Below are 23,673 nucleotides of genomic sequence, written 5' to 3' on the forward strand. Positions count from 1 at the left end.
CCCGCGCGAAAAACTCGTGTACGTCACCGAAGGTGCCGACCGCGACGAAGCCAAGCGCCTGATGAACAAGCACCGCCTCGAGCGCGTGCTGGTCGTCAACGACGCGTTCGAGCTGCGCGGCCTGATCACCGTCAAGGATATCCAGAAGTCGACCTCGCACCCGTTCGCGTCGAAAGACAGCCAGGGCAAGCTGCTGGTCGGCGCTGCCGTCGGCGTGGGCGCCAAGGATGAAGAACGCATCGACCTGCTGGTCGCTGCCGGTGTCGACGTGCTGGTGGTCGACACCGCCCACGGCCACTCGCAGGGCATCCTCGACCGCGTACGCTGGATCAAGACCAAGTACCCGCAAGTCGAAGTTATCGGTGGCAATATCGCCACCGCCGCCGCCGCCAGGGCGCTGGTCGAGTACGGCGCTGACGCGGTCAAGGTCGGCATCGGTCCTGGCTCGATCTGCACCACGCGTATCGTCGCCGGCGTGGGCGTGCCGCAGATTACCGCCATCTCGAACGTAGCCGAAGCACTGGCCGGCACGGGCGTGCCATGCATCGCCGACGGCGGCATCCGCTTCTCGGGGGATATCTCGAAAGCGCTGGCCGCTGGCGCCTCGACCGTCATGATGGGTTCGATGTTTGCCGGTACCGAAGAAGCGCCGGGCGAAGTGATCCTGTACCAGGGCCGTTCGTACAAATCGTACCGCGGCATGGGTTCGCTGGGCGCGATGTCCGATGGTTCGGCTGACCGCTACTTCCAGGACGCCACCATGAAGGCCGACAAGTTCGTGCCTGAAGGTATCGAAGGCCGCGTCGCCTACAAGGGCAGCGTGCTGGCGATCATCTTCCAGCTGGTGGGCGGCGTGCGTCAATCGATGGGCTATTGCGGTTGCGCCACCATCGACGAGCTGCGCGAGAAAGCGGAATTCGTGGAAATCACCTCGGCCGGCATGCGCGAGTCGCATGTCCATGATGTGCAGATTACCAAGGAAGCACCGAACTACCGCTCGGAATAAATAGCGACAGACTAACCGGCGCCCAGTGCGCCGGTTTTGTAATGACCTCAGATAAAGTCCCCACCATGCACTCTAAAATCCTCATTCTCGATTTCGGCTCCCAAGTCACCCAGCTGATCGCCCGCCGCGTGCGCGATTCCGGCGTGTTCTCCGAAGTCTTCCCGTACGATGTCAGCGAAGAATTCGTGCGCAACTATGGCGCCGCCGGCGTGATCCTGTCGGGCAGCCACAATTCCACGCTGGAAGGCGATTCGCCGCGCGCGCCGCAAGCCGTGTTCGAGCTGGGCGTGCCCGTGCTCGGCATCTGCTACGGCATGCAGACCATGGCGGCCCAGCTGGGCGGCAAGGTTGAAAATGGCCTGGTGCGGGAATTCGGCTACGCCGAAGTGCGCGCCCGCAGCCATACCAAATTGTTGAACGGCATTGCCGATTTCATCACCGACGAAGGCCACGGCATGCTGAAAGTGTGGATGAGCCACGGCGACAAGGTGCTGGAAATGCCGCCAGGCTTCAAGCTGATGGGCAACACCCCGAGCTGCCCGATCGCCGCCATGGCCGACGAAGAGCGCCAGTTCTACGGCGTGCAGTTCCACCCGGAAGTGACGCACACGGTGCAGGGCAAGGCCATGATCGGCCGTTTCGTGCATGAAATCTGCGGCTGCAAATCGGACTGGAACATGCCTGACTACATCAGCGAAGCGGTGGAAAAAATCCGCGCGCAAGTCGGCACCGACGACGTCATCCTGGGCCTGTCCGGCGGTGTCGATTCGTCCGTGGCCGCCGCGCTGATCCACCGCGCCATCGGCGACCAGCTGACCTGCGTGTTCGTCGACCACGGCCTGCTGCGCCTGGACGAAGGCAAGATGGTGATGGACATGTTCGCCAAGAACCTGGGCGTGAAAGTCATCCGCGTCGATGCGGAAGACCAGTTCATGGGCCACCTGGCCGGCGTCACCGATCCCGAACAGAAGCGCAAGATCATCGGCCGCGAGTTCGTCGAAGTGTTCCAGGTCGAGTCGGGCAAGCTGGTCAACGCCAAATGGCTGGCGCAAGGCACCATCTACCCGGACGTGATCGAGTCGGCCGGCAAGGGCAAGAAGGGCCAGACCATCAAGAGCCACCACAACGTGGGCGGCCTGCCGGACACCATGAAGCTCAAACTGCTTGAACCGCTGCGCGAACTGTTCAAGGACGAAGTGCGCAAGCTGGGCGTCGCGCTCGGCCTGCCGCACGACATGGTCTACCGCCATCCGTTTCCTGGCCCGGGCCTGGGCGTGCGCATCCTCGGCGAAGTCAGGAAAGACTACGCCGACCTGCTGCGCCGCGCCGACGCCATCTTCATCGAAGAGCTGCGCAACACGCCGTATGAACCAGTGGTGGTGCCCGGCTTCGACCAGGACAGCGTGCCGACCAACTGGTACGAAGCGACCAGCCAGGCGTTTGCCGTGTTCCTGCCAGTCAAATCGGTCGGCGTGATGGGCGACGGCCGCACCTATGAATGGGTGGTGGCCCTGCGCGCAGTGCAGACGCAAGACTTCATGACCGCGCACTGGGCGCACCTGCCGCACGCGCTGCTGGGCAAGGTGTCGAACCGCATCATCAACGAAGTGCGCGGCATCAACCGCGTGGTGTACGATATTTCGGGCAAGCCGCCGGCGACGATCGAGTGGGAGTGATCTGCCGTCCGGCGTGGCCGGAGCTGAAATGAACTGAAACCAAACCAGGCCCGCTTATTGCGGGCTTGGTTTTTTTGCGTGTCAGGCGGGCTGCGCTGCCGGGGCCGTGCTGGGCACCAGTTCGATAATGTCGTCGTGGTAGTCGGCCACGGCGGTGCGGTGCGCCACGCTGATGATGGCGCTGTCGGGCAGTTCCCTGATCAGGGCCTGGTACAGGCTGGCCTCGGTGGCCGGGTCGAGCGCGCTGGTCGCTTCATCGAGAAACACGAAGTCGGGCCGTTGCAGCAGCACTCGGGCGAAGGCGACGCGCTGCTGTTCGCCGCCGGACAGCAGTTGCTGCCAGTTGTCGCGCGTATGGAGCGACGTGATGCGGCTGCCCAGGCCGCACGCTTCCAGCACGCGCCGGCAGGTGGCGTCGTCGAATTGATCGGGCGTCATCGGGTAGCACATGGCGGCCTTGAAGGTGCCGGTCGGCAGGTAGCTGCGCTGCGGCAAGAACATGATGCGGGCCTTGGCCGGCAGCGTGACGGTACCCGCGCCATGCAGCCATAAACCGGCCAGGGTGCGCAGCAAGGTGCTCTTGCCGGTGCCCGACGGGCCGCGCACCAGCGTGCGGCTGCCTGCCGCCAATTGCAGCGGCGCCACATCGGCCAGCGGGTCGCCGTCCGGCGTGCGCAGGGCCAGCATGCTGCTGTGAATGCCGTCCTGGCTGGCGCGCGCCACGGTAAAGCCGTTCGGCCGCGCGTGCGCCTTGTTGATGGCCCAGGAAAAATCGCGCAGCCGGTTCGCCAGCGCCAGCCACATCGCAAAACTCTTGTACGACTCCTGGAAGTAGCCGAGCGACGCGCTCAGCTGGCCGAAGGCGCCGACGGCTTGCGTCACGCCGCCCATCGTGATCTCGCCGGCGAAATAGCGCGGCAGGGCGGTCAGCGTCGGCAGCACGGCAAACAGGTGGCCGTAGACCGTCCTGGTCATCTCGAGCTTGGCGTTGCGCACCACCGTCGCCAGCACGTTGTCGCGGATTTTCTCGAAGCGGCGGCGCAGGCGCCGCAACTCGTTGGCGGCGCCGCCATAAAACGCGATCTGCACGGCGTTTTCGCGCACCTGCATGGCGCCGTAGCGGTAGTCCGCCTCGACGGTCTGCCGTTTCATGCCCAGCACGATCAGGCGCTTGCCGACCCAGTGCACCAGCAGCAGATACGCCACGTTGTAGATCAGCGCGACGTAGACCATATAGCCGGGAATCTGCAGGCGCATATCGCCGAGGGGTATGGTCAGGGTGCCGGACAGCGTCCACAAGACGGCCGTAAAGGCCACGATATTGACCACCACGTTGACCATGTTGGAAATGTTCACCACGCTGCTGTTGGCAAACAGCCTGACGTCTTCGGCGATGTGCTGGTCGGCATTGGACAGCGCGCCATCGGGATCCATGTCGTAGTAAGCGTGCGAGCTGAACCACTGCTCCAGGTAGTGGTTGCTCAGCCATGTGCGCCAGTCCAGGTCGATCAGGTCGATGATGGCGGTCCGCACCACGCCGAGCGCGCCCACCAGCAGGCCGACGCCGATCGTCATCCAGACCACTTTTTTCAACACATCCCACTTGCGGCCCAGCAGTGCGTCGGTCAGTTCGCCGGTCAGCTCATTGGCCCGCACGTACAGCCAGGCGGAGCCGAGCGTGATGGCCAACCATAGCGCCACCAGCAGCCAGGCGCGCCAGCGCTTGCGCGCGCACCAGTAGGGCGCGAACAGGTGCAGCATGCCGGGGCGGCCGGCTGCATCGATCGCGGAATGTCCGGGCGTGTCTCTCACGGTCGGTGCGTTTGACAAATGGGGTCGGGCATCGGTTGCCGTGGCGCCGCAAAGTCGAGCTCGGCACGGCATGCTGGTGGGTGCAGCAAGTTGAAAAGGTATAAGGGTGCCATAAGATGCGCCTGTAAAAAGTGATATGGGTGCATGAATGATGGGCTGCTGCACTGCATCATAGCGTCAATGTGGAAATGTTTGCAAAGCAACAGTACAACAGTGCGCGGCTATCTCGTGCCCATATGGCATCAGCATTGCCGCGCACCGATGCGGTAAAGCGATGCCGCCGCGCTGCAGCATCAAGTTGCACCGCCTGCCAGCCGCAAAGGTCATTTCAGCACGGCAGGGTAGCGAGACAGCTATTTCTCGTTCTTGCCTGCACACCCGGCGCAAGCCGGGGCTTTTTTATGCATGGCTTCGAGGCCCTGTTGCGCAAGCTTCAGCAGCTCTATTTCTACGGTGCTGGCATTTTGCATGGCCAGCAGCTTGACGGCAGAGGCCAGCGCGGGGGGAAGTTCCAGAGCATTCAGGCGTAGCCCGTCTTCGGCAGGCACTGGCGGGTCAATTTGTGTCCCTCTGGCGATGGGCAACGTGCCATGCACCAGCCAGACAGTGCTGACGTCGAGGACCGAGGCAAGCTTCTCTGCCGCGTCCAGACGAAGATGGGCTTTGCCTGATTCGTAGCGATACAGCTGCGTAGGATTGATGCCCGCCAGTTCGGCAAGCTGCACTTGTGAGTAATGAAGATTCTCGCGGCAGCTTTTAATGCGTTCGGAAACCGGGGTGTTGCCAGACATACGTATTGTCTCTCAATCTACAACGTTGGTGAATGATCTGCCGTGAGGCACCCGTCGCCGCAACGATGTCAGGAAGTCCTGCAGGCTTTCGGTAACAATGACGTCAGCTATGCCGGATGCGCAAGCGGCAGCACCGGCAACGGCGTCACCGTCACCTGCACATCGAGATCCTGCCGTCCCCCGCCCAGCACGATGCCGCGCATGGGCGTGACGTCGCTGAAATCGCGGCCCCAGCCCAGGGTGATGTGGTCGTGCTGAACCAGGCAGCGGTTGGTCGGGTCGAAGTCGACCCAGCCCAGGGCAGGGCAGTACACCGAGACCCAGGCGTGCGAGGCGTCGGCGCCGACCAGGCGCGGCTGGCCGGCGGGCGGGTGGGTCAGGATGTAGCCGCTGATGTAGCGCGCCGGCAGGCCGATGCTGCGCAGGCAGCCGATCATCAGCTGGGCGAAGTCCTGGCACACGCCGCGCCGGCCGCGCAGCACCTGTTCCAGCGGCGTCGAGATCTCGGTGGCCTTGCTGTCGAATTCGAAGTCGTCGAAGATGCGCTGCGTCAGCTCCAGCGCCGCATCGAGCTGGGGCCGGCCGGGCGTGTAGCTCTTGCGCGCGTAGGCTTCCAGTTCCGGAAACCAGTGCACATGGGGCGAGGCATACAGGTAGCGGCACGCTTCGAGCGTGGCGGCGCTTTTTTCCTTGCCCATCATGTCGCGCACGCTCTCCCACGGCAGGGTGGCCGCGATGTGCGCCAGACCGGGGCGCGCGCGCAGCAGCACGGTCGATTCGGCGTGCACCAGCAGGCGGTCGTGCGGCACGGTGAGGGCCACATGGCGGATGCTGTTGCCGAAGTAATCGACGCCGTCCTTGCCTTCGCTGACGACCGGATCGAGCCAGATCAGGTGCGATTCGGTCTGCTGCCAGGCGAACGGGCGCGGCGTCAGGTGCAGGTATTGCTGCGACAGGGTGACGGTGCTCTGGTAGCGGTAGCGCGTCTCGTGCACCACGCGGTAGCGCGCGCAGACTTCGGCGCCGGTTGGCCACTCGCTCATGATGTGCGCTTCCTTTGCTCGCCATTCTCGGTATAGCTGAAAAACTGCACGCTGATATGTTCGGACAGCGCCGCGCTGGCCAGCTGGATGCGGTTCAGCAGGGCGCTCAGCGTGGCGTTGCCGTAGTTAAGGTCCGTGCCCGGCGCCAGCGCGGTCAGTTCTTGCTTCAATGGCGCCAGCAGGTGTTCGCCGCAGCTGCCGTGGGTTTGCGCGATGCGGTGCAGCGTGCCCAGGATGCCGTTGATCTGGAACAGCACCGAGCGCGGATTGCTTTCGTCGCGCAGCAGCAGGTCCAGCACCGGCAGCCACTCGGGCTGGGCGCGGTAGCGGGCGCGGTAGGTGACGATGCTGTCGGACAGTTCCAGCAGCCAGTCCAGGTTGCCGTTGCGGTCCATCGCCAGCGCGCGCTGCAGCACTTCGCACTGGAACTGCAGCCGCTCCAGGCGGCGGCCGATCGACATGAAGCGCCAGCCCAGGTCGCGCGTCATGCCGTCGAGCGCGAAGCCGGCCAGCATCATCAGCGAGGCGGCGGCGTCGTCGAGGATGGTCATGGCGGCCGACTGCGACGGCCGCTCGCCCGGGTGGACGGCCGGCTGCACCATGCGGTTCAGGGCGCGCCAGTTATCGACCGAAAAACGCTCGTGCAACTGGCCGGCCACCTGGTGCAGCTGGCGCTGCTGCCGCGCCAGCCCTGGCACGGCGGGCGACACCACTGCCAGCAGCAGCGCCGACTCGATCTCGGCGTCGCTGAAGATGGCGGCGGGCGCGCCGGTCTGCGTCTGCATCTGGCTCATGGTCAGCCCGCCCAGGCTTTGAGACTGAGTCTGGACAGCAGGAGGCAGCGCCGGCTTCTTGCCGGCGTCGAGCAGCTGGAAGTGGATGCACAAGGCCTCCACCGTGGGCCACTCGGCGCCGCGCTGGTCGAAGCGCACGTTGAACAGGAAGTGCAGCGCGACGCGCAGCAGGCGGCCGATATTGTCGCAGCGCTCCGCATGGCGGCCGTACCACAGCAGGTTTTCCGCCACCCGGCTCGACAGATTGGTGTCTTCGCGCACCAGGTTCTCGCTGGTGATGCTGCGGTGCTGCGGGCGGTGCACTTCCACCCTGGCGCGCGCCTGCACCCAGGTGTCCTTGCTGGCGCCGCCCATGTGCATGGTCAGCACGCGTGCATCGGGCCCGGTGGCCACGCGCGTCAGGCCACCCGGCATCACCACGTAGCCGTTCGGCGTGGCGCAGGCGAACACGCGCAGGCCGATGGCGCGCGCCTGCAGGCCGGGCGTGGCGCCGCCTTTCCACACGGGCGCCTGCGACAGGCGCACCACTTCCTGGGCGATGAAATCGCCCGGATTGGCGCGCAGGCCGGCGATAAACGCCTCGCGCGCCGTGCCGTCGAGATCCTTGCCGAACACCGCCGACTGCGGACGTTGGGAAAAGCTGGGCTTGATCACCAGCCGGTCGAGTTTCTCGATCACTGCCTCTAACGCGGCCGGCTCGCCACACCACCAGGTGGCCACCGACGGCATCTTCAGCGGTTCGCCCAGCAGGCGGCGCGACAGCGCCGGCAGGAAGCCGAGCATGGCGCCCGATTCGAGCAGGCTGGAGCCGAGGCTGTTGGCAACCAGCACATTGCCGCGCCTTGCCGCCTGGGTCAGTCCCGCCACGCCGAGCATGGAGCTGTTCAGCTCCAGCGGGTCGCACGCTTCGTCGTCGACCCGGCGCATGATCACATGCACGCGCTGCAGGCCGGCCAGGGTTTTCAGGTACACCACGCCGTCGCGCACGGTCAGGTCGCCGCCTTCGACCAGCGCCAGCCCCAGGTGGCGCGCCAGGTAGGCCTGCTCGTAGTAGCTGGCGGTGCGCGGTCCGGCCGTCAGCAGCACGATCAGCGGCATGTCGCCGTCGCGCAGCGGCGCCGGCGCGTCGCCGCCCGCTGCGCACAATCTTCCCCAATGCACCAGGCTGTCGTGCATGGTGCGGAAAAAGCGCGTCAGCGGTTGCACTTTCAGTTCGCGCAGCAGGTCGGGGAAGGTGGGGGAGATGATGGCGCGGTTTTCCAGCGCATAGCCGGCGCCCGACGGCGCCTGCGTGCGGTCGGCCACCACCCACCACTTGCCGTCCGGCGCGCGCGCCAGGTCCACCGCATAGAAATGCAGGGCCACGTCGTCATGATGGCCAATATCGTGGCAAGGGCGCAAAAAGCCCGCGTGGCCGTGGATCAGCGCCGGCGGCAGCAGCCCCTCGCGCAGCATCTGCTGCTTGCCATACACGTCGCCGAGGATCTGGTTGAGCAGGGTGGCGCGCTGGATCACGGCCGCTTCGATGCCGCTCCATTCGTCGGGCGGCAAAACCAGCGGCAGCGCATTCAAATCCCATGGCCGCTGTCGGCCGTCGCGGTCGGCCGGCACGTTGTAGGTAACGCCGTTCTCGCGCACCTGGCGCTGCACCATCTCGTAGCGCTGGCGCATCATGCCCGGCGCTTCGTGCGCCAGGTTGGCCAGCATCGCGCGCCAGTGCGCTCGCGGCACCCTGTCCGCGTCCAGCATTTCGTCGTAGCTGTCAGGCGCGGCCAGGTAATGGGCTAGGAGAGGAGAGGGCATGGGCGCGCGTGACAGATGGAGATGGAATGGCGGGTACGAGACAATAGGTCAATCCGGCTGCCAGCGCAAGTCCAGGGTCATCGGGAAGCTCGGATTGTGTGCCTCTTTGCGCACAGTCATCGGGCCCGGCGTGTGGCCGTGCGGCCAGAAGCGCGCAAAGCGGCGTGCTTCGGCGGCGTTGGCGTTGACCGGCGAGCCGACTTCGCTGCGCCCGCCCGGATGCACCACGTGATAGGTGCAGCCGCCGATCGCGCGCCCGCTCCAGGTGTCGACCAGGTCGAACGTCAGCGGCGCCTGCACGCGGATGCTCGGGTGCAGCGCCGACCACGGGCTCCATGCGCGAAAGCGCACGCCGGCCACGTACTCGCCCGGCACGCCGGTCGGATGCAGCGGCAGCATGCGGCCATTGCAGGCCACGATGTGGCGCCCGTCCGTCAGCCCGCGCACCAGCAGCTGCATGCGCTCGACCGACGAATCGACATAGCGGGCGGTGCCGCCGGCGGAGACTTCCTCGCCCAGCACATTCCACGGCTCGATGGCCTGGCGCAGCTCCATTTCCACGCCTTCATACACCACGGTGCCGAAACGCGGGAAGCGGAACTCGATGAAGGGCTCGAACCAGTGATCCTCGAACTGGTAGCCGGCCTCGCGCAGGTCGCGCGCGACGTCGCGGATATCCTGGGCAACGAAGTGCGGCAGCATCCAGCGGTCGTGCAGCGCCGTACCCCAATGCACCAGCTTGGCCTGGAAAGGCTGGCGCCAGAAGCGGGCCACCAGCGCGCGCAGCAGCAGCATTTGCAACAGGCTCATGCGCTCGTGCGGCGGCATTTCGAAGGCGCGGAACTCCACCAGTCCCAGGCGGCCGGTCGGGCCGTCCGGCGAATACAGCTTGTCGATCGAGAACTCGGAGCGGTGCGTATTGCCGGTCAAATCGACCAGCATATTGCGCAGCAGGCGGTCGACCATCCACGGCTTGTCGCCCGGGTGCATGGTCGGCAGCACCTGGTCCATCTGCTGGAAGGCGATCGCCAGTTCGTACAGATTGTCGTCGCGCGCTTCGTCGACGCGCGGCGCCTGGCTGGTCGGCCCGATAAAGGTGCCCGAGAACAGGTACGACAGGGACGGATGCACCTGCCAGTAGGTGATCAGGCTTTTCAGCAGGTCGGGCCGGCGCAGCATCGGGCTGTCTTCGGCGGTGGCGCCGCCCAGGGTGGCGTGGTTGCCACCGCCGGTGCCGGTATGGCGGCCGTCGAGCATGAATTTTTCCGTGCCCAGGCGCGTCAGGCGCGCTTCCTGGTACAGGGTGGACATGTTGTAGACCAGCTCATTCCAGCTGGCCGCCGGGTGGATGTTCACCTCGATCACGCCAGGGTCGGGCGTCACGCTGAGCAGCTTGATGCGCGGGTCGCGCGGCGGCGCATAGCCCTCGATCCACAGCTTCATCTTCAGTTTGGACGCGGTGTTTTCCACGGCCGTGACCAGCGCCAGGTAATCCTCGATGCGTTTCAGGGGCGGCATGAAGATGTGCAGGCGGCCGGCGCGCACTTCGATGCACAGCGCCGTATGGATCACGTCGCGCGCGGCGGGGTCCTGCGGCGTGCGCGCCCTGGCGGCAGGGTCGGCTCCCTTGCCGGCGGCCAGGCCCAGCACGGGGCGCTTGTCTTTTTTGGCGGCCGGCAGCGCGCCGCGCGGCGCGAACGGGTCGACATCGAATTCCATGTCCGCCTCCTGCTCTTCGGGCAGCACCCACGGCAGGGTCGCCAGCGGCAGGCGCAGGCCCATCGGCGAATCGCCTTCGATCAGGTACAGATGCTCGCGCCGCAGCGGCCAGGCCGAGGTGCGCCAGTTGGTGCCCAGCATCACGGCAGGGTCGTAGTCCGCCGCTTTCAATGGCAGCACATAGCCGGCCACCTGGCCCAGGCCCCGTTCCAGCAGGCGCGCCAGGCGGCGCCGCTCTTCGGGCGCCTTCAGGTCGGCCTGCAACGGGTCCAGGTTGCGCGGCAGCGCCTGTTCGCGCTGGGCCTGCAGCAGCACGTCCTCGTAGGCGGCGATCGCGCTGTTGGCCGGCAGGCGCAGCGTTTTGGTCAGTTCGGCGGCAAAGCTGGCCGCCTGTTCGCTGCCATAGCCGTCGTTGACGTGTTCGTCGGAGAACAGGGTGGCATCGAGCCACATCGGCTGGCCGTCGACGCGCCAGAAGATATTCAAGGCCCAGCGCGGCAGCGGCTCGCCCGGATACCATTTGCCCTGGCCGTAGTGCAGCATGCCGCCCGGCGCAAAGTGGTTTTTCAGGCGGTGCATCAGGTTGCCGGCCAGTTCGCGCTTCTCGTCGCCGTGGGCCAGGGTGTTCCATTGCGCGCCATCCATGTCGTCGATCGACACGAAGGTCGGCTCGCCGCCCTGGGTCAGGCGCACGTCCTGGCGTTTCAGGTCGGCGTCCACCTGCTGGCCCAGCTGGTCGATCTTCTGCCAGTCCGCTTCCGAATACGGCTTGGTCACGCGCGGGTCCTCGTGGATGCGGGTGACCGTCATTTCATGGTAGAACGTGACCTCGGCCTGGTCGGTATAGCCGCTGACGGGCGCCGCCGACGACGGCATGGCGGTACAGGCAAGCGGAATATGGCCTTCGCTGGCCAGCATGCCCGAGGTCGGGTCCAGCCCGATCCAGCCGGCGCCCGGGATATACACCTCGGTCCAGGCATGCAGGTCGGTAAAGTCTTCGGCCGCGCCGCTGGGGCCGTCGAGCGCCTCCTGGTCGGCGCGCAATTGAATCAGGTAGCCGGACACGAAACGCGCCGCCAGTCCCAGTTCACGCAGGATCTGCACCAGCAGCCAGCCGGTATCGCGGCACGAGCCGGAGCGCTTTTCCAGCGTGTCTTCCGGCGCCTGCACGCCCGGCTCCATGCGCAGCAGGTAGGCAATATCGTGCTGCAGGCGCTGGTTGATGGCGACCAGGAAGTCGTTCGTCAGCATCGGCTGCGCCAGCAGGGCGGCGCGCGCCTCGGCCACCCATGCGCTCTGCAGCGGGCCGGCCGGTTCCGTCACCAGATAGGGGCTCAGTTCCGCAGTCAGCTGCTCCGGGTAGGCGAACGGAAATTTTTCCGCATATTTCTCGACGAAGAAATCGAACGGGTTGATGACCGTCATGTCGGCCACCAGATCGACCGTAAACTCCAGCACGTCGGTTTTTTCCTGGAACACGAACCGGCCGATATAGTTGCCGTACGGGTCCTGCTGCCAGTTGATGAAATGGTCCTGCGGCTGCACCGTCAGCGAGTACGACAGGATGGGCGTGCGCGCGTGGGGGGCAGGGCGCAGGCGGACTTCGTGCGGCGACAGATTGACCAGACGGTCGTAACGGTAACTGGTCTTGTGGTGCAGCGCGATACGGATAGCCATGCGGAGTGCCTTTTCGATGTGGGCGCGACCTGGGTCGGGCGATAGTATTGGATAAGCATGATTCATACCTGAAATTCCAGCGTAACACGCCGCGCACCGCAGGCACGTTTCTTGATAAGAATGAGAGTGCTAAGATGCTTTATGACTTTGACACCATTGCCATGCACCGCGCCGACGCCATCGTGCGCGCACGGTGCGCCATCATGGTGCAGATCACCCCGATATTGAAAGTGAAAGCGATTACTCCATGTGGCTGCGTACCGCCTGCAAGCTGGGATTCACCCTCGACTGCCCGACCGCGTTCATCCTGATGCTGCGCCCGCGCAGCGGCGCCCAGCAATGGGTGGCGCGCGAGGCCTATATGCTCACGCCCAGCGTGCCGGTGGTGGAATTTACCGATATGTATGGCAACCTGTGCCAGCGCCTGGTGGCGCCGGCCGGCGAGTTTGCCATCGAGACCTCGGCCGACGTGCTGACCGCCGAGGACATCGACGTGGCGCCCGGCGCGCCGTTCGACGCCGTGCAACACCTGCCCGACGGCGTGCTGACTTTTCTTTTGCCCAGCCGCTATTGCGAATCCGAGCAGTTCTCGACCATGGCCGGCGAGATCGTCGCGGCGGTGGCGCCGGGCTATGACCAGGTAGCCGCCATCTGCGACTGGATCCGGCGCGAGGTGCGCTTCGATCCGGCCACAGTCTATGGCCACATGACGGCCACCGAGGTCAACTTGCGGCGCGAAGGCGTGTGCCGCGACCTGGCGCACCTGGGCATCGCCCTGTGCCGCAGCCTGTGCATCCCGGCGCGGATGGTGGTGGGCTATCTGCACCAGCTGGAGCCAATGGACCTGCATGCGTGGTTCGAAGCCTGGGTGGGCGGGCGCTGGTATACCTTCGACGCCACCCAGGCCGGCCCGCGCGGCGGGCGCGTCACGCTGGCCTACGGGCACGACGCGGCTGACGTGGCGATCTTCAACCAGTTTGGACCGGCGTTGCCGGCGCACCGGATGCAGGTAACGGTGCAGCTGCTGCAGGAGCCGTTGCAGCCGCCGGCTTGGCCAGATTCCTGATCCCCGTCGCCTTGTAGGAATCGACCACCTTGTGCACGAAGGCGAGCTTTTCCAGCACGGGCGTGCTGAGCTTGAACGGATACGAGTCCGGCATGCCGATGCTGCGGTTCAGGCTGTTAAGCACGTAAGTGAGGGCGAACCAGTCGGACAGGGTTTCGTCGAACGTGCCGGTCTTGCTGGGCAGGGTCACGCCGTCGAGCGACGGTTCGTCGGCCTTGGCCGGCTTGAGCGACAGGCCGCACGCGTGCGCCGTTTCCAGCGTATCGAGCATGTGCAGGTAATGCGCCCAGGTTTCGGCCCAGTCTTCCCACGGATGCGAGCTGGCGTAGCTGCTGACGAAGCGCTCTTCCCAGTCGGCCACCGGGCCCTCGCTATAGTGGCGCTGCAGCGCTTCGCCGTAGTCGGCGCGTTCGTCGCCGAACAGTGCACGGAAACCGTCGATCCACTGGCTGTCAACCACCAGGCGGTCGAAATAATAATGGCCGCTCTCGTGGCGGAAGTGTCCCAGCAAGGTACGGTAGCGTTCATGCATCTGCTCGCGCGTGCGTTCGCGCTCGGCCGGATCGGCTTCGGCGATATTGAGCGTGATCAGCCCGTCGTCGTGGCCCGTCATCACGCACTGGTCCGTCACGCCGTCTTCCAGGAACTGGAACGCCAGGCCGGTATCGGGCGCCGTCTCTTTCGAGTCCGGCGTCAGGTTCAGCGCGGCCAGCGAGAACAGCAGCCGGCGCTTGGCCGTTTCCAGGCGCGACCATAAAACGACGTTCTTCTCCGACGACAGCGCCGGGATCACCACCGTGAACTGGCACGACTCACAAAGTTCATGCGGATCGTCGGCCGGGATCATCCAGTTGCACACATTGTGTTCCACATAATTGCTGCACTGCTTGTACAGCTTGCCCGCGTCGCGCTTGTTCAGGCTGCTCCACAGGCCATTGTCGGCCGGTTCGTAGCTGTTGATGGTGCGCAGCGAGGGCTCGTAGCCCAGCATGCTGTCGCAGTTGGAACAGTGGGTATTTTCGAAAAAGACTTGCTGTGAGCACTTGTCGCAATGAAACGTTTTCATGAGGCACCGGTTGAGTAAAAGTGGGGAGGTTGTGGGCATGACAATCTAACAGCAAATCCAGCTCAGTGATGAGCGTGTAGGACAATCACTCGCTATCGTGCGCGGGGTGGTACAGGCAAGCTTTCCCGTCTTGCCGGCAGCCTTCTGCACCGCTGCAAAACCGTACGTTTCCGGACACCGCTGTCCGAAGTCGGGCAAATCGAGGCGCCTGACCGGTCGCCGGCTGTCACGCCAACCGATTGATTTGATTGGCTTTTGTTGGCGCGGCAAGACGTGGCACGAAGATTGCGAAAGAGAGCGCATACTCCACTTGCCCACGCCTCACCATGGATCTCGCCCTCGACCCCGGCATTATCAAGCGCCGCCAGCGCCACCAGGTACTGGTCATTGCCGCGCTGCTGGCCACGCTGTGCCTGGCCGCGTGGGGCATCAACCGGCTGGTCGGTCCCAGCGTGGAGGCGTCCGGGCTGATGCTGGCGCAGGTACGGGTGGGCAGTATCGCCAATACCATCAACGCGTCCGGCATCGTGATTCCGGTGCACGAAGAGCTGGTGTCGAGCCCGATCCAGACCCATGTGGCCAAAGTGCATGCCAAGCTGGGCCAGCAGGTGCGGGCCGGCGAATTGCTGCTGGAACTCGACGAGCGCGCCGTGGTGCTGGCCATCGACAGCATCCGGGAGCAGCTGGCGCAGCAGGAAAACCGCATCGCCGCGCTGACGCTGGAGCTGTCGCAGAAGCGCAAGCAGACGGCCAGCGCGATCGAGCTGCTGCAGCTCGACCTGGAGGCGGCCCGCGTGCGGCTGGCCCGCTCGCAGACGCTGCGCAAGGCGGGCGGCGTGTCGGCCGAAGATTTGCTGACGGCCGAGCTGAACGTGCGGCGCATCGAGATCCAGCTGCGCCAGCAGCGCGAGCAGATCGACGACAACCAGCGTGTCACCTCGATCAATATCGAAGGGGCGCGGCTGCAAAAGAACATCCTGCAAAAGCAGCTGGCGCAACAGCAGCAGCTGTCCGATCAGACCCGCGTGCGCGCGCCGTTTGCCGGCATGCTGACGCAGCTGATGGACGAGGAGGGCGCCAGCGTCGGCAACGGCCAGCTGGTGGCCAAGGTGTCCGAATTGAACAATTACAAGGTCGAGGCTTCGCTGTCCGACTTTCATGCGCGCGCGCTGGGCGCCGGCCAGGCGGTACTGGTGGAGCAGGGCAACGTCAGGCTGGCCGGGCGGGTGCAAACCATCTTGCCGGAGATCCAGAACGGCACCGTCAAGCTGCTCGTCACGCTGGCCGAGCCGAACCACGCCATGCTGCGCAACAAGCTGCGGGTCGAGGTCAACATCGTCACCGAGCAGAAGAGCCACACCTTGCTGGCCGATGCGGGCCCGGCGTTCAACGGCCGCGGCCCGCAAGAGATCTTCGTGGTGCGCGACGGCGTCGCCCGCAAGACCACGCTCGATATCGGCGCCAGCGACGGCAAGAGCGTCGAAATCCTGTCCGGCGCGCGTGCCGGCGAGCGTCTCATCATTTCAGATACCAGCCGCTACAAGGACCGCGGCAGCGTCCGCGTGGCCGACTAAACCTCACCCAAAAAAGGGACAACATGATACGCCTGGAAAAAGTCAGCAAGACCTACCGCACCGACAAGGTCGAAACCCTGGCCCTGAAAGACATCGACCTGCATGTGGCGAAAGCCGAATTCGTCTGCATCATGGGCCCCAGCGGCTGCGGCAAGAGCACGCTGCTCAATCTGATCGGCCTGCTCGACCATCCGGGCAGCGGCGCGATCACGGTGGGCGGCGCGCCGGTAGCCTCGTACAAGGACAAATATGTGGCCAGGCTGCGCAACAACACGTTCGGCTTCATCTTCCAGAGCTTTCATCTGATTAATGACCTGCGCGTGATCGACAATGTCGAACTGCCGCTGCTGTACCGCGACATGTCGGCCAGGAAGCGCCAGCGGCTGGCGCGCGAGGCGCTCGAAAAAGTCGGCCTGGGGGCGCGCATGGACCATTACCCGAACCAGTTGTCGGGCGGCCAGCAGCAGCGGGTGGCGATCGCCCGCGCCATCGTCGGCCAGCCGCAGGTATTGCTGGCCGACGAGCCGACCGGCAACCTCGACAGCAAGATGGGCCAGGAGGTGATGGACATCCTGCTCAAGCTCAACAGCGAGGGCACCACCGTCGTGATGGTCACCCACAACGAGCAGGAAGCGCGGCTGGCCGGGCGCGTGGTGCGCGTGTTCGACGGCCAGCTGGTCGCCTGAGGAGAGACGGCATGTTCAGGAACTATATGCTGACGGCGTGGAAGGTTTTTCTGCGCCGCAAAATGTTCACCGCCATCAACCTGCTGTGCATCGTGCTCACGCTGGTGGTGCTGATGGTGGTCGCGGCGCTGCTGCAGAACACTTTCTATCCGACCGGCGTGGAAGGCAAGAGCGCGCGTTTCGTGCAGATGGTGATGGTGGAGTCGAGCCACACCGACAAGGGGGGGCGCCGCCGCGGCACGCTGGGCTACAAGATGATCGCGCAATACCTGAAACCGCTCAAGGGCGTCGAAGCCGTGTCGGTGTTCAGCTTTCCGCAGGCGGTATCGGTGTACCAGGCCGATCGCGTCAACGACCGCCAGATGCGCCTGACCGATGCCGAATACTGGAAGATCCTCGATTTCGCGCTGGTGTCGGGCCGCACCCTCAATGCCGACGATGTCGAACAGGGCCGCATGGTGGCCGTGATCAACCGCTCGACCGCGCAGCAGCTGTTTCCGGGCCAGACCTGGCTGGGCCAGAAATTCAACGCCAACGGACAGGTCTTCAGCGTGGTCGGCGTGGTGCAGGACGAGATGCACATCAACGCCTATTCCGATATCTGGGTGCCGCTGACCAGCGCGCCGTCGAGCGACTACAAGGACAAGCTGTTCGGCATGTTCAGCACCATGATCCTGGCCTACCGGGCCGAAGATCTGCCCGCCATCAAGCGCCAGATCGTCGAGGTCGCAAAGACGGTGCAGTATCCCGACCCGAACCAGTTCAATACCACGCGCTTCTGGGGCGACTCCAAACTGCAGCTGTTCGCGCGTACCCTGCTCGCCGACCAGACCGAGGAGGGCGGCGCCGGCAAGCTGCTGGCCATCATCATCACCCTGATGGTGCTGTTCATGATGCTGCCGGCGCTGAACCTGGTCAACCTGAACGTGGGACGCATCATGGAGCGCAGCAGCGAGATCGGCGTGCGCAAGGCGTTTGGCGCCACCAGCCGCCAGCTGGTGGCGCAGCTGGTGCTGGAAAACGTGTTGCTGTGCCTGGCCGGCGGCGCCATCGGCCTGGTCTGCGCGGCCGGCGCGCTGTGGTGGCTGGAAAGCTCGGGCCTGGTCCCGTATCTGAAAGTCCACCTGAACTTCGCCGTGTTTGGCTATGGCTTGCTGATCACGCTGGTGTTCGGCGTGCTGTCGGGCCTGATCCCGGCCCTGAAAATGGCCCGCCTCGACCCGGTCCACGCCCTGAAAGGAACTGCCTGATGTTGCGCCACCTGTTGAAGCTGATCTGGAAACGAAAATCCCGCAACATGATGCTGAGCCTGGAAATCCTGCTGGCCTTCCTGGTGGTGTTCGCCATTGCCGCGTTCGGCCTGCGCCACTACCAGCTGTACCAGTTGCCGACCGGGCACGAATGGCGCAAGCAGTGGTCGGTGAGCATGCGCGCGGCCAAGGATCTGCCGAATGACGCCGCCATCTTCGACAACCTCGGGCGCAGCCTGCTCGCGCTGCCCGAGGTGGAGGCTGTCGCCTTCAGCTGGTTCGGCACCTACGAGATGTCGCGCTGGACCGAAGAATACACGCTGCCGGACGGCAGCAGCCAGATCACCATCGATGGCCTGGGCGTGTCCGACGACTACTTCAGGACCATGGACATGAAGCTGGCCGCCGGGCGCTGGTTTTCCAGGGCGGACGACGGCGCCGACGCCACGCCGGTCATTGTCAATCAGCTGGTGGCCGACAAGCTGTTTCCGGGCAAGAATCCGATCGGCCAGCTCTACATCGCGAAACAGGCAGGCAAGGAAGCGCCGAAGCGCTATCGGGTGACCGGCGTGGTGGCGCAGTTCCGCGCCCAGGGCGAACTGCAGGAGCCGGTCTACATGATGCTGCCACGCTGGATACCGGGCGTGGGCAAGGAGACGGCCAACAACATCATGCTCAAGCTGCGCCCGGGCACGCCGCGCACGTTTGAAACCCGGCTCAATGCGCGCCTGAAACAGGTGCGCGGCGACTGGAACTATATCGTCACGCCGCTGCCCGATGGCCGCAAGTCGATGCTCGGCACGCAGATGATCCCGTTGACGATCCTGTCGGTGATCGCCGCTTTCTTGCTGGTGATGGTGGCGTTCGGCCTGTTCGGCGTGCTGTGGCAGAACACCACCCAGCGCATTCCGGAAATCGGCCTGCGCCGCGCGCTGGGCGCCAGTGCCGGCGACATCTACCGCCAGATCGTCGCCGAGCAGATGCTGCTCAGTTCGGGCGCGATGGCGGTGGCGCTGGTGCTGCTGGTGCAACTGCCGCTGACCGGCGTATTCGGCGAGAACCTCGACTGGACGGTATTTTTCATGGCCAGCGTGCTATCGGCGGGCGTGATCTGTCTGCTATCCTTGCTCTGTTCGCTATATCCGGGCTGGCGTGCCGCGCGCCTGAGCCCGACCCAGGCGCTGCACTATGAATAAGGCGGTTTGAATCGATGGACATATCACGCAAGGAGCGTCCGCGCATCCTCGTCGTCGACGACGACACGGCGGTGCAGGTCTCGCTGGCGCTGCTGCTCAAGCAGTCCGGCTATGACGCCGTGTGCTGCGACGATCCGGCCCAGGCGCTGGCGCTGCTGGCGCGGCAGGCGCCGGACCTGGTGTTGCAGGACATGAATTTCTCGCTGCACACCAGCGGCGAGGAAGGGCTGCAGCTGCTCGCTTCCATCAGGCAGTGCCGGCCCGGTCTGCCGGTGCTGCTGATGACGGCCTGGGGTTCGATCGCGCTGGCGGTGCGCGGCGTGCAGGCCGGCGCCGCCAATTTCTTCACCAAGCCGTGGGACAATACCCAGCTGGTCGAACTGATCCGCGCCACGCTGGAAACCAGCGGGCCGGCGCGCCTGGCCAACCCGTCGCGCCAGGCGCTCGACGCCCAGTGCGATTTCGGCGCCATCGTCGGCGAGCACCCGCGCCTGCTCAAGGTGCTGGCCACCATCGCCCAGGTGGCCGCCACCAGGGCGCCGGTGCTGATCCTGGGCGAGAGCGGCAGCGGCAAGGAGCTGATCGCCGACGCCATCCACCGCAACAGCCCGCGCGCCGGCCAGCCCATCGTCAAGATCAACATGGGCGCGATCACGCCGTCGCTGTTCGAGAGTGAAATGTTCGGCCACGTGCGCGGCGCCTTCACCGACGCCAAAACCGACCGCAAGGGCCATGTCGCCAGCGCGCACGGCGGCACCCTGTTCCTCGACGAGATCGGCGAACTGCACCGCGCCGACCAGGTCAAGCTGCTGCGCGTGCTGCAGGACCAGACCTACCAGGCGGTCGGCGCCAGCCGCACCGAACAGGCCGATATCCGGGTGGTGTCGGCCACCAACCGCGAGCTGGCCGAACTGGTGGCCGGCGGCGAATTTCGCGAAGACCTGTTCTACCGCCTGAACCTGATCACCATACGGCTGCCGCCGCTGCGTGAGCGGCGCAGCGACATCCCGCTGCTGGCGCGCCATATCGTCGCCGAGGTGGCGCGCGGCTACGGGCTGGGCACGGCCAGCATCGCGCCGGGCGCGCTCGACTGGCTGAGCGCGCAGCCGTGGCCCGGCAATATCCGCCAGCTCAAGCAGACGCTGGAACGCACGCTGCTGCTGGTCGGGCGCAGCGAACTGCGCCAGGCCGATTTCGTCGACGCCGAGCAGCATGAACATGGCGGCGCCCCCGGCAAGCGCCTGGGCGTCGACGGCATGACGCTGGAACAGGTCGAGCGCCACATGATCGGCCACGCGCTCGACCAGCACCAGGGCAATATCACGCGCGTGGCCAAGTCGCTGGGGCTGAGCCGCACGGCGCTGTACCGGCGCCTGGAACGCCATGGCCTCGGCGGCGGCAACGACGGCGACGCCGCATGAGCCTGCGCTGGCGCCTGTACGCCTATCTGTTCGCGGCGCACCTGCTGTTCGTCGCGCTGAGCGTGTTCCTGCTGCGCGCCACGCCGCTGCCGATGCTGGCCGTGGAGGCGCTGTTGCTGCTCAGCCTGGCCCTGGGCGTGCGCCTGGTCGGCCGCGCGCTCGAGCCGCTCGGCTATACGCGCCATTTCCACGACCTGCTGCAAGACCAGCATTACGCGGCGCGGCTGCAGGCCAGCGGCGACAAAGAACTCAATGAACTGGTACAGCTGTTTAACACCATGCTGGGCGCGCTGTACCAGGAGCGCTTGCAGATCGGCGAGCAGCAGGGCTTTCTCGACCGCCTGCTCGAAGCGACCCCCGGCGCGGTGGTGGTGTTCGACTTCGACGGCCAGATCAGCCTGCTCAACGCCAGCGCCCAGGCGCTGCTGGGGCTGGGGCCGGAAGCGAAGGGGCGGGCGCTGTCAGCGGGCGCACGCGAGGACAGGCAGGAATTGCTGTTGCAGCTCGACGCGCTGCCGCCCGGCGACAGCCAGTTGCTGAGCGACGCCGACGGACGCCGCTACCGCTGCCAGCGCGGCTGCTTTTACGATCGCGGTTTCGCGCGGCACTTCCTGCTGGTCGAGGAACTGACGCAGGAGCTGGAAAGTTCCGAGAAAGCCACCTACGACAAGCTGGTCCGCGTATTGGCGCACGAAGTCAACAACACCGTGGCGGCCACCGGCTCGGTGCTCGATTCGCTGCTGTATTACCGTGGCCAGCTCACCGCGCGCGACGGCGACGACTTCGGCACGGCGATTGCCGCCGTCAAGCGCCGCAATGCCAGCCTGGGCGAATTCATCGAACGCTTCACGCGCGTGGTCAAGATGCCGGCGCCGGAGCCCAGGCCGGTCGCGGTGCGCGAGATCATGGACGATATCCTGTACCTGTACCGCGAACCCTGCCGCAGCCGCGGCATCGCGATCGGCTGGCGGCGCTGCGACGCGGTCCCGGCCATCGCGCTGGACCGCCATCTGATGGAGCAGGCGCTGCTGAATGTGGTCAAGAACGCGATGGAGGCGGTCGAGCAGAGCGGCACGGCCGATGGTGCCATCTGGTTTGAGCTGGCGGGCGAGGCAGGTGGCGTGCGCCTGTCGATCATCGACTCGGGCAACCTGCTGGGCGCCTTGCCGGCGCGGCAGCTGTTCATGCCGTTTTTCACCACCAAGAAAGGCGGCCAGGGCATCGGCCTGCTGTTCGTGCGCGAGGTGCTGACGCGCCACGGCCTTGCGTACCGGTTGTCGGCCACCGGCCAGGGCGCGACCAGTTTTGATATCTGGCTGCAGGGCGGGCCGGATTCTCGCTCGCCACGGCAGGGGGAGCGGCTTGCCGGAGCCGAGGATGCCGGCAGGGTTTGACTGTCAAAGCGCACGGTTCTGCCGGACGCGCTATGATCGCTGTCGCCAGCCATCGAACCTACGAAAGCCAGACCCACATGTCCACCCCCAATCCCCCACCGCGCCGCGGCTCCCTGCTGCTGCTGTTACCGATCGCCCTGATCCTGCTGGCCCTCGCCGCGCTGTTCGCGTGGGTCGGCGGCTGGATCGGCAACCACAAGCTGACGCCGCAAAAAATGATGGACTTCGCCCAGTCGTCGGGCCAGCAGCAGCCGGGTTTCCGCCGCGCGCACAGCAAGGGCGTCTGCTTTGCCGGCACCTTTGCGCCCACGCCGGAAGCGGCCAGCCTGTCCAAGGCGCGCGCGTTTTCGCAGCCGTCGATTGCCGTCATCGGCCGCTTTTCCGCGCCGTCGAACAACCCGTATGCGCCGGACAATGCGTCGCCCGTGCGCGGCATGGCGGTGCAGCTGAAAACCGACGACGGCCAGGAATGGCGCATCGCCATGAACAGTTTTCCGTTTTTTGCCGCCGCCACGCCGCAAGGCTTCCAGGCGATGAACGAGGCGGGCAAGCCCGATCCGGCCACCGGCAAGCCGGACCCGGAGAAAATGAAAGCCGTGCTGGCCGCGCATCCCGAGATCGCCGCCTTCCAGGCCTGGGCGAAAAGCGCGCCCCGCTCGGACAGCCTGGGCAGCACCCGTTTCAACGGCATCAATGCGTTTCGGCTGACGGACGCGCACGGCGTCGACCGCATGGTGCGCTGGTCGATGCGCCCGCGCACGCCGTTCGTGGCGATGACCCCTGAACAGCTGCAAGCGGCCGATGCGAATTTCCTGATCGCCGACCTGGACCGGCGCCTGGCCACCGGCCCGCTGGTGTGGGACATGGTAGTGCAGCTGGCCGAGCCGGACGACCCCGTCAACGATCCCTCGCAGGCCTGGCCCGAATCGCGCAAGGAAGCCACCATCGGCACCTTGACCCTGGCGCATGCCGAGCCGCAGGCAAGCGGCCCATGCCGCGACCTCAATTTCGATCCGCTGATCCTGCCGGTCGGCATCGCCGCCAGCGACGACCCCATCCTGCACGCGCGCTCGGCCGCGTATTCGGTGTCGTTCAACCGCCGCGAGCGCGAAATCAGCGCCGGCAAGTCCGCCTATCCTGCAGTCCAGAACGGGAGCGCCAAATGAACCGCCCACGCCACTTCAACTTGCTGGCCCGCGCGCTGCACTGGTCCATGGCGCTTGCCATTCTTGCCATGCTGTTCGTCGGCGCCGGCATGGTCGTCTCGCTGCAGTACCGCGTCCAGCTGCTGGACCTGCACCGCCCGCTCGGCATCGCGATCCTGCTGCTGGCCATCGTGCGCCTGGTCAACCGCCTGAGCCGGCCGACGCCGGCGCTGCCCGGCGACCTGCCGGCGATCCAGAAATTTGCCGCGCACGCCTCGCACTGGCTGCTGTACGGCCTGATGCTGGCGATGCCGCTGATCGGCTGGGCCATGCTGTCGGCCGGCGGCTATCCGATCCCGATGTTCGGCGTGGTGCACCTGCCGGCCATCCTTCCGCACAGCCCCGAGGTATACGGCATGTTGCGCCCGCTGCACGGCATCCTCGCATATGTGCTGTTCGCTACCATCCTGGCCCACCTGGGCGCGGCGCTGTTTCACGCCTGGGTGCGGCGCGACGAGGTGTTCGGGCAGATGGCCAGGGGCGAAAAGGAGTAA

17 protein-coding genes are annotated in these 23,673 nt (G+C 65.6%); 11 read left to right on the forward strand and 6 right to left on the reverse strand.

Annotated elements, in window-relative coordinates:
• Both RTQ46_RS24745 and guaA read left to right on the forward strand, forming a co-directional pair.
• On the forward strand, nt 1-1,006 hold a 1,006-nt coding region (locus tag RTQ46_RS24745), incomplete at its 5' end, for an IMP dehydrogenase (protein ID WP_312440250.1).
• A 65-nt stretch (nt 1,007-1,071) separates the two neighbouring features.
• Nucleotides 1,072-2,682, forward strand: coding sequence for a glutamine-hydrolyzing GMP synthase (gene guaA, locus RTQ46_RS24750; protein WP_312440251.1), 1,611 nt, complete (start codon nt 1,072-1,074; stop codon nt 2,680-2,682).
• Between the two features lie 81 nt (nt 2,683-2,763).
• Here guaA and RTQ46_RS24755 read toward each other — a convergent pair whose 3' ends face one another.
• The 5 genes from RTQ46_RS24755 to RTQ46_RS24775 form a co-directional block, all read right to left on the reverse strand.
• Nucleotides 2,764-4,494, reverse strand: a complete 1,731-nt coding sequence (locus tag RTQ46_RS24755) for an ABC transporter ATP-binding protein/permease (protein WP_312440252.1) — start codon at nt 4,492-4,494, stop codon at nt 2,764-2,766.
• 353 nt (nt 4,495-4,847) lie between these two features.
• On the reverse strand, nt 4,848-5,285 hold the full coding sequence (locus RTQ46_RS24760; RefSeq protein WP_312440253.1) for a helix-turn-helix transcriptional regulator: 438 nt from the start codon (nt 5,283-5,285) through the stop codon (nt 4,848-4,850).
• Between the two features lie 107 nt (nt 5,286-5,392).
• The gene (locus RTQ46_RS24765) at nt 5,393-6,328 is read right to left on the reverse strand and encodes a transglutaminase family protein (RefSeq protein WP_312440254.1); all 936 of its coding nucleotides are present in this window, start codon (nt 6,326-6,328) and stop codon (nt 5,393-5,395) included.
• Nucleotides 6,325-8,925 (reverse strand): circularly permuted type 2 ATP-grasp protein, encoded by a 2,601-nt coding sequence (locus RTQ46_RS24770; RefSeq protein WP_312440255.1) that lies wholly within the window; start codon nt 8,923-8,925, stop codon nt 6,325-6,327. The genes RTQ46_RS24765 and RTQ46_RS24770 overlap by 4 nt, the downstream gene beginning before the upstream one ends.
• Before the next feature lie 48 nt (nt 8,926-8,973).
• Nucleotides 8,974-12,321, reverse strand: a complete 3,348-nt coding sequence (locus RTQ46_RS24775; RefSeq protein WP_312440256.1) for a transglutaminase family protein — start codon at nt 12,319-12,321, stop codon at nt 8,974-8,976.
• Nucleotides 12,322-12,568: 247 nt separating this feature from the next.
• On the opposite strand from RTQ46_RS24775, the gene RTQ46_RS24780 reads away from it, so the two are divergent.
• Nucleotides 12,569-13,387 (forward strand): transglutaminase family protein, encoded by an 819-nt coding sequence (locus RTQ46_RS24780; protein ID WP_312440257.1) that lies wholly within the window; start codon nt 12,569-12,571, stop codon nt 13,385-13,387.
• Here the strand turns inward: RTQ46_RS24780 and RTQ46_RS24785 are convergent.
• On the reverse strand, nt 13,290-14,453 hold the full coding sequence (locus RTQ46_RS24785) for a putative zinc-binding peptidase (RefSeq protein ID WP_312440258.1): 1,164 nt from the start codon (nt 14,451-14,453) through the stop codon (nt 13,290-13,292). The two genes, RTQ46_RS24780 and RTQ46_RS24785, sit on opposite strands and share 98 nt — an antisense overlap.
• A 326-nt stretch (nt 14,454-14,779) precedes the next feature.
• Here RTQ46_RS24785 and RTQ46_RS24790 point away from each other — a divergent pair, with 326 nt between their 5' ends.
• The 8 genes from RTQ46_RS24790 (at nt 14,780) to RTQ46_RS24825 (ending at nt 23,673) form a co-directional block, all read left to right on the forward strand.
• Nucleotides 14,780-16,027: an efflux RND transporter periplasmic adaptor subunit gene (locus tag RTQ46_RS24790; RefSeq protein WP_312440259.1), complete on the forward strand. Its 1,248-nt coding sequence runs from the start codon at nt 14,780-14,782 to the stop codon at nt 16,025-16,027.
• A gap of 23 nt (nt 16,028-16,050) precedes the next feature.
• Nucleotides 16,051-16,713: an ABC transporter ATP-binding protein gene (locus RTQ46_RS24795; RefSeq protein WP_312440260.1), complete on the forward strand. Its 663-nt coding sequence runs from the start codon at nt 16,051-16,053 to the stop codon at nt 16,711-16,713.
• 11 nt (nt 16,714-16,724) lie between these two features.
• Nucleotides 16,725-17,963 carry an ABC transporter permease gene (locus RTQ46_RS24800; RefSeq protein ID WP_312440261.1) on the forward strand — a complete coding sequence of 413 codons (1,239 nt, stop codon included), beginning with the start codon at nt 16,725-16,727 and terminating at the stop codon, nt 17,961-17,963.
• Nucleotides 17,963-19,159 carry an ABC transporter permease gene (locus tag RTQ46_RS24805; protein WP_312440262.1) on the forward strand — a complete coding sequence of 399 codons (1,197 nt, stop codon included), beginning with the start codon at nt 17,963-17,965 and terminating at the stop codon, nt 19,157-19,159. The genes RTQ46_RS24800 and RTQ46_RS24805 overlap by 1 nt, the downstream gene beginning before the upstream one ends.
• A gap of 14 nt (nt 19,160-19,173) precedes the next feature.
• A complete protein-coding gene (locus RTQ46_RS24810) occupies nt 19,174-20,580 on the forward strand; it encodes a sigma-54 dependent transcriptional regulator (protein ID WP_312440263.1) in 1,407 nt (468 codons plus the stop codon).
• Complete coding sequence (locus tag RTQ46_RS24815; RefSeq protein ID WP_312440264.1) at nt 20,577-21,974, forward strand: sensor histidine kinase; 1,398 nt, start codon at nt 20,577-20,579, stop codon at nt 21,972-21,974. Before RTQ46_RS24810 ends, RTQ46_RS24815 begins: the two co-directional genes overlap by 4 nt.
• Before the next feature lie 77 nt (nt 21,975-22,051).
• Nucleotides 22,052-23,140, forward strand: coding sequence for a catalase family peroxidase (locus tag RTQ46_RS24820; protein ID WP_312440265.1), 1,089 nt, complete (start codon nt 22,052-22,054; stop codon nt 23,138-23,140).
• The gene (locus RTQ46_RS24825) at nt 23,137-23,673 is read left to right on the forward strand and encodes a cytochrome b (protein WP_312440266.1); all 537 of its coding nucleotides are present in this window, start codon (nt 23,137-23,139) and stop codon (nt 23,671-23,673) included. The genes RTQ46_RS24820 and RTQ46_RS24825 overlap by 4 nt, the downstream gene beginning before the upstream one ends.

It is taken from the genome of Janthinobacterium sp. (assembly GCF_031995485.1).
GTDB lineage: Bacteria > Pseudomonadota > Gammaproteobacteria > Burkholderiales > Burkholderiaceae_D > Janthinobacterium.

Bases quoted from the DNA above. Each gene is read 5' to 3' on its own strand.
- guaA (WP_312440251.1), top strand. From the start codon at position 1,072: ATGCACTCTAAAATCCTCATTCTCGATTTCGGCTCCCAAGTCACCCAG.
- RTQ46_RS24760 (WP_312440253.1), bottom strand. From the start codon at position 5,285: ATGTCTGGCAACACCCCGGTTTCCGAACGCATTAAAAGCTGCCGCGAG.
- RTQ46_RS24765 (WP_312440254.1), bottom strand. From the start codon at position 6,328: ATGAGCGAGTGGCCAACCGGCGCCGAAGTCTGCGCGCGCTACCGCGTG.
- RTQ46_RS24770 (WP_312440255.1), bottom strand. From the start codon at position 8,925: ATGCCCTCTCCTCTCCTAGCCCATTACCTGGCCGCGCCTGACAGCTAC.
- RTQ46_RS24775 (WP_312440256.1), bottom strand. From the start codon at position 12,321: ATGGCTATCCGTATCGCGCTGCACCACAAGACCAGTTACCGTTACGAC.
- RTQ46_RS24780 (WP_312440257.1), top strand. From the start codon at position 12,569: ATGTGGCTGCGTACCGCCTGCAAGCTGGGATTCACCCTCGACTGCCCG.
- RTQ46_RS24785 (WP_312440258.1), bottom strand. From the start codon at position 14,453: ATGAAAACGTTTCATTGCGACAAGTGCTCACAGCAAGTCTTTTTCGAA.
- RTQ46_RS24790 (WP_312440259.1), top strand. From the start codon at position 14,780: ATGGATCTCGCCCTCGACCCCGGCATTATCAAGCGCCGCCAGCGCCAC.
- RTQ46_RS24795 (WP_312440260.1), top strand. From the start codon at position 16,051: ATGATACGCCTGGAAAAAGTCAGCAAGACCTACCGCACCGACAAGGTC.
- RTQ46_RS24800 (WP_312440261.1), top strand. From the start codon at position 16,725: ATGTTCAGGAACTATATGCTGACGGCGTGGAAGGTTTTTCTGCGCCGC.
- RTQ46_RS24805 (WP_312440262.1), top strand. From the start codon at position 17,963: ATGTTGCGCCACCTGTTGAAGCTGATCTGGAAACGAAAATCCCGCAAC.
- RTQ46_RS24810 (WP_312440263.1), top strand. From the start codon at position 19,174: ATGGACATATCACGCAAGGAGCGTCCGCGCATCCTCGTCGTCGACGAC.
- RTQ46_RS24815 (WP_312440264.1), top strand. From the start codon at position 20,577: ATGAGCCTGCGCTGGCGCCTGTACGCCTATCTGTTCGCGGCGCACCTG.
- RTQ46_RS24820 (WP_312440265.1), top strand. From the start codon at position 22,052: ATGTCCACCCCCAATCCCCCACCGCGCCGCGGCTCCCTGCTGCTGCTG.
- RTQ46_RS24825 (WP_312440266.1), top strand. From the start codon at position 23,137: ATGAACCGCCCACGCCACTTCAACTTGCTGGCCCGCGCGCTGCACTGG.